At 68.1% G+C, this 5,050-nt stretch carries 7 protein-coding genes; 6 read left to right on the forward strand and 1 reads right to left on the reverse strand.

Annotation, left to right across the window (positions count from 1 at the left end):
• From AC1VAN_RS10830 to AC1VAN_RS10840, 3 genes are all read left to right on the forward strand, one after another.
• The coding region (locus tag AC1VAN_RS10830; protein WP_480985788.1) for a lipocalin family protein at positions 1-335 on the forward strand (335 nt) is incomplete at its 5' end.
• Between the two features lie 12 nt (positions 336-347).
• Positions 348-1,556 (forward strand): NAD(P)/FAD-dependent oxidoreductase, encoded by a 1,209-nt coding sequence (locus AC1VAN_RS10835; RefSeq protein ID WP_312964959.1) that lies wholly within the window; start codon positions 348-350, stop codon positions 1,554-1,556.
• Positions 1,557-1,681: 125 nt separating this feature from the next.
• Complete coding sequence (locus AC1VAN_RS10840; RefSeq protein WP_025874569.1) at positions 1,682-2,173, forward strand: hypothetical protein; 492 nt, start codon at positions 1,682-1,684, stop codon at positions 2,171-2,173.
• Positions 2,174-2,300: 127 nt separating this feature from the next.
• On the opposite strand, the gene AC1VAN_RS10845 is transcribed toward AC1VAN_RS10840, so the two are convergent.
• Positions 2,301-2,735, reverse strand: coding sequence for a PepSY domain-containing protein (locus AC1VAN_RS10845; protein ID WP_025874568.1), 435 nt, complete (start codon positions 2,733-2,735; stop codon positions 2,301-2,303).
• A gap of 156 nt (positions 2,736-2,891) precedes the next feature.
• Here AC1VAN_RS10845 and AC1VAN_RS10850 point away from each other — a divergent pair, with 156 nt between their 5' ends.
• The 3 genes from AC1VAN_RS10850 to AC1VAN_RS10860 form a co-directional block, all read left to right on the forward strand.
• The gene (locus AC1VAN_RS10850; protein WP_025874567.1) at positions 2,892-3,182 is read left to right on the forward strand and encodes a PepSY domain-containing protein; all 291 of its coding nucleotides are present in this window, start codon (positions 2,892-2,894) and stop codon (positions 3,180-3,182) included.
• Entirely contained in the window at positions 3,182-3,841 is a 660-nt protein-coding gene (locus AC1VAN_RS10855) for a response regulator transcription factor (protein ID WP_025874566.1), read from the forward strand. Before AC1VAN_RS10850 ends, AC1VAN_RS10855 begins: the two co-directional genes overlap by 1 nt.
• The coding region (locus AC1VAN_RS10860) for an ATP-binding protein (protein WP_480985789.1) at positions 3,838-5,050 on the forward strand (1,213 nt) is incomplete at its 3' end. The genes AC1VAN_RS10855 and AC1VAN_RS10860, both read left to right, overlap by 4 nt.

A 5,050-nucleotide genomic window follows, 5' to 3' on the forward strand; every position in this document is an offset into this window, starting at 1 on the left:
TCACCAACCGCTGCCGCATGGACGGCGAGATCGAGGAAGCCACCGGTGAGGCCTGCGCGATCGACAACGACAGCGCGCGGCTGGAAGTCAGCTTCCTGCCCAAGGGCCTGCGCTGGCTGCCCTTCGCCAAGGGTGACTACTGGGTGATGCAGGTGGCGCCGGACTACAGCGTTGCCCTGGTCGGCAGCCCGGATCGCAAGTACCTGTGGCTGCTGGCACGTGAGCCCCGGCTCGATGCCACCGTGCAGGAACATTATCTGGCCAGCGCGCGCCTGCAGGGCTTCGATCTGTCCGAACTGATCCTGACCCCGCATACCGGCCACCCCACCGCCTGAGCCTGACCTCGCATGGACCTGAAGAGTGGTTACCCGTGGTGGGCGGTGCGCAACGGCCTGATCCAAGCCTTTCCGCCGCTGGAACAGGATCTGCAGTGCGATGTGCTGGTGGTCGGTGGTGGCATCACCGGCGCGCTGATCGCCGATGAGCTGTCGGCCAATGGCCACGCCGTTGCGCTGGTCGAGCAGCGTGACATCGGCTGGGGCAGCACCGCAGCCAGTACCGCGTTGCTGCAGTACGAGATCGATACCCATCTGCTGGAGCTGGCCTCGCAGTATGGCCAGGACGCTGCGGCGCTGGCCTACCAGGCCTGTGCGGACGCGATCCCTGCATTGGGCGAGGTCGCGCGCGGCCTGAAGGACGTCGACTTCAAGCAGATGGACAGCCTGTACCTGGCCAGCCGCCGCCGTGACGTACCGCGGCTGATGGCCGAAGGCGAGGCGCGCCGTGGCATCGGCCTGGATGCGCGCTGGCTGGACCGGGATGCGCTGCAGGAACGTTTCAGCGTCGATGCCGGAGGCGCCCTGCTGACCCGCCAGGCCGCACGGGTTGATCCCTACTGCTTCACTTACGGGCTGCTGCGGCGGTTGCAGCGGCGCGGCGGCGCGGTGCATGACCGCACCGTTCTGCATGCCCTCACTCCCACTGCGCGCGGCGTAACCGCCCGCACCGAATCCGGCATGCAGATCCGCGCCCGCCACGTGGTGCTGGCGATGGGCTATGCCAACCAGCAGTGGCTGGACCCGCGCGTGGCCCGCAACCGCAGCAGCTACGCCTTCATCACCGACCCGATCAACGCCGACGAGCTGGGCTGGCTGCAGCGCACGATGGTCTGGGAGAGCGCGCGCCCCTACCTGTACCTGCGTGCCACTGGCGACCGCAGGTTGTTGGTTGGCGGGCTGGACGATGCCATCGATATTCCCGCCCGCCGCGATGGCCGGGTGGACAGCAAGGCCCGCAAACTGATGAAGCAGCTGCTGCAATGGTTCCCGCACCTGCAGCCGACTCCGGCGTTTTCATGGGCGGGCACCTTTGCCGAGACCGCTGACGGCCTGCCGTTCTTCGGGCCGCATGCGCAATGGGGGCCACGGGTACAGTTCGCCATGGCCTATGGTGGCAATGGCATCACCTATTCGATGATCGGCGCCGGGCTGCTGCGGGCACGGATCGAGCGGCGCCGGCACCCGCTCCAGGACCTGTTCGGGTTCGGGCGGTTGTAGCGTGAAGCCAGGCATGGCCTGGCTCTACCGCAAACGGGCGCCGACAGGCATCATTCAAGCAACGCCTGCTAGCGTCGGCCTGTACCGCCGCGTGCTGCGCGGCCCCTCTGCGCTGGAGTGCCGTCATGATCCGCCCCCTGACCCTGCTGCTGTGCTTGGCCGCCCTGCCCGGGACCGCGTTGGCGCAGTCCGCCGCCGGCGCCACCGCGCCGCAGGCGTCCGGCCTGGACCTGTCCGTGCCGCAGACGCCTATGCGCTATCTCAACGATCCGACGCTGCAACAGGATCCGCCCGGCACGTTCTACGGCGACAAGACCGGCCCGCGCGTGCATGGCGACGGCAGGATCGCCGACGTGCAGGACGACAAGGTCAAGGTCTCCGGCAGCTTCACCACCGGCATCGGCTATGCCAAGAATTACGGCAACACCCACTACAACGCCGCCACGCTGAATCTCAGCAAGAACTACACCAACGATGAAGGCAAGACCCGTGGGGTCAACGTCAACATCCACGTGAGCGAAGGCAAGGGCCCGGGCTTCTTCGGGCCGTACGGCGGTGGTGGGTATTACGGTGGTGGCCCGGGCTATTGGGATTACCCGCCGCCTTACGGCTGGTAAGCGCACGGTAGGGCCGGCCGCTGGCCGGGTACCTCCTGATCCCGGAAACACCGTGCAGCAGCCGGCCAGCGGCCGGCTCTACCAGGTAGGTGTCGACCTTGGTCGACACACCTTCCCGAAGCAGGCGTCAATCCAGCCAGCCATCGCGCTCGCTGTGCAGGATGCGGCCGTCATGACCGCTCAGGCGCACTTCCACCTTCTGGTTGCGGGCATTGCGCGCTTCCAGCGACCACGTCGCACCATCGCGTTCCAGCGAATGGATCTCGCGCAGGCCCTGCGACTGCGCCTTGGCCAGCACCTGCTCGGTGCTCAGCTGCGCACGCCCATCGTGCTCGTCGAAGATCTCGCCGGTCTTCGGGTCCACATACACCTCGCTGAAGCGACCGTCGGCACGGCTGACATCGGCTTCCCACAGGCCATCATCCCGCTCGATCTCATGGATCTGGGTGTAGCCGGCCTTGCGCAGGGTCTGTTCGACCTGGGCCATGCCCAGCGGTGCCGCCTGTACGGCGGGGGCCACGGCCAGGGCGACAACGGTAGCGAGGGTGAGCGACTTCAACATGGGGGTTCTCCTGTTCGGTGCCGGACCATCCCGGCAACGCCACGATGCACGGCGTGGTTAACAGCGGCCTAGCCGGCGCTGTTAGCCAACCGTTAGTCGGCCGCGGCACACTCGCGCCTGTCACTTGTTCCCATGCTTCCAGCCACTCACGTGCCGATCCTGCCCTCCCTGTCCCTGCTGYTGGCCCTGGCCAGCGCCCCGACCGCCGCCGGCCCTGCCCAAGACCCGGCGCAGCAGGTCGCGCGCCGCGCCGTGCAGCAAGGCCGCTACGTGCCGCTGGAAGGCGTGGTGCGCGATGCGCTCAAGCGCCACCCCGGCCAGCTGCTGGAAGTGGAACTGGACGATGGCGTGTACGAAGTGGAGATCCTGCGCGCCGACGGCGTGGTGGTGGAGCTGGACTATGATGCGCGCAACGGCAGGCTGTTGAAGACGGAGCTGGACGACTGATGCGCATCCTGTTGGCCGAAGACGATGCCGCATTGGCCGAGCGCCTGCAGCCGCTGCTGGAGCAGGCCGGTTACGTGGTCGAGGTGGTGGCCGATGGTCGCCAGGCCGAGGAGATCGGCCAGGTGGAAGACCTGCAGGCCGCCATCGTCGATCTGGGCCTGCCCGGGCTGGACGGCCTGAGCGTGATCGAACGCTGGCGCGGCAACGGCCGCGACTTTCCCGTGCTGGTGCTGACCGCACGCGGGCGCTGGCACGACAAGCTGGCCGGCTTCGACGCCGGCGCCGACGACTACCTGACCAAACCTTTCCAGGCCGACGAACTGGTGCTGCGCCTGCGCGCGCTGATCCGCCGCAGCCACGGCCATGCCAGTCCACGGTTGCAGTGCGGTCCACTGCAGCTGGACGTCAATGCCGGGCGCTTCGACCTGGATGGCCAGGCGTTGGCGCTGAGCCCGCAGGAATTCCGCCTGCTGAGCTACTTCATTCACCACAGCGGCCAGGTGATCGGCCGCGACCGCCTGGGCGAACATGTGTTCGATGGCGGTCATGACCCCGATTCGAATGCGCTGGACGTACTGCTGGGGCGGGTGCGCCGCAAGCTCGGCACCGACCTGATCCAGACCGTACGCGGCCAGGGCTGGCGGTTGGCCGCGCCGTGAGCCGGCAGCCGTCATTGCGACGCCGGCTGCTGTTGGCCGGTGGCATCGGCCTGCTGCTGGTCTCGGCACTGGCCAGTGCGCTGCTGGGCGAACTGTTCAAGCGCAGCGCGCGCGACCGCCTGGACAACGAACTGCAGCAGGACATGCTGACCCTGCTGGCGCAGGCCGAGATCGATGCCGATGGCCAGYTGCAGCTGCGCCAGGAACCCAACGATGCGCGCTTCCAGCGCGTGTTCTCCGGCGCGTACTGGCAGATCGCCGATGGCAGCGGCAAGGTGCTGCTGCAGTCACGTTCGTTGTGGGACGAAACGCTGCCAGTGGCCGCCACTGGCACGGCCGAACGCAATCTGCCGGGCCCGCTGCAGCAATCGCTGCGCGCGCGCGTGCAGCCGGTGCGCCTGCCCCGCGCCAACCAACCCTATGTCGCCGTGGTCGCCACCGACCGCAGTGCCTTGGATGCGGACGTCGCCGCGTTCCGCCAACGCAGCGCAATGGCGTTGGCCGTGCTGGTAGCGGCGTGGCTGGCGGTACTGGCCAGCCAGGTGCATTTCGGCCTGCGGCCCCTGCAGCGTCTCGGTGCGCAGCTGGAACGCGTGCGCCGCGGCGATGCAGAGCGCATCGATACGGCCGGATTGGGCGCTGAAATCGCACCGCTCGGCGAAGAGCTCAATACCCTGCTCGACCACCAGCAACGGATGGTGGGCCGCGCCCGCACCAGCGCACAGGATCTGGCGCATGCGCTGAAAACACCGCTGAGCGTGCTCGCCGCTGAAGCCGATGGCGAGGGCCGCGCGTGGCGCGCGACGCTGCGCGAACAGGGCGCACGCATGCAGGCCAGCGTCGATCGCTATCTTGCCGCCGGGCTGACCGCCGACCATCGCGAACGCACGCCGGTGGCCACGGTGGCACAGGCGCTGTGCGGGTTGATGGCGCGCGTGCATGGGGACCGTGCGCTGCAGTTCCAGGCCGAAGGCATTGCCGACGACCTGCAGTTCGCCGGTGCCAGCGCCGACCTGGAAGAGATGCTCGGCAACCTGCTCGACAACGCCGGCAAGTGGGCACAGCGGGAGGTGACGGTCACTGCGCGCGTGGACGATGAACAGTTGCGCATTGATGTGCGCGACGACGGTCCGGGGCTGGCAGCCGAGGCGCTGGCGCAGGTGACCCAGCGTGGCGTACGGCTGGATGAGCGCGAAAACAGCAGTGGCC

The sequence above is a fragment of the Stenotrophomonas sp. 05L44_2 genome (assembly GCF_056665995.1).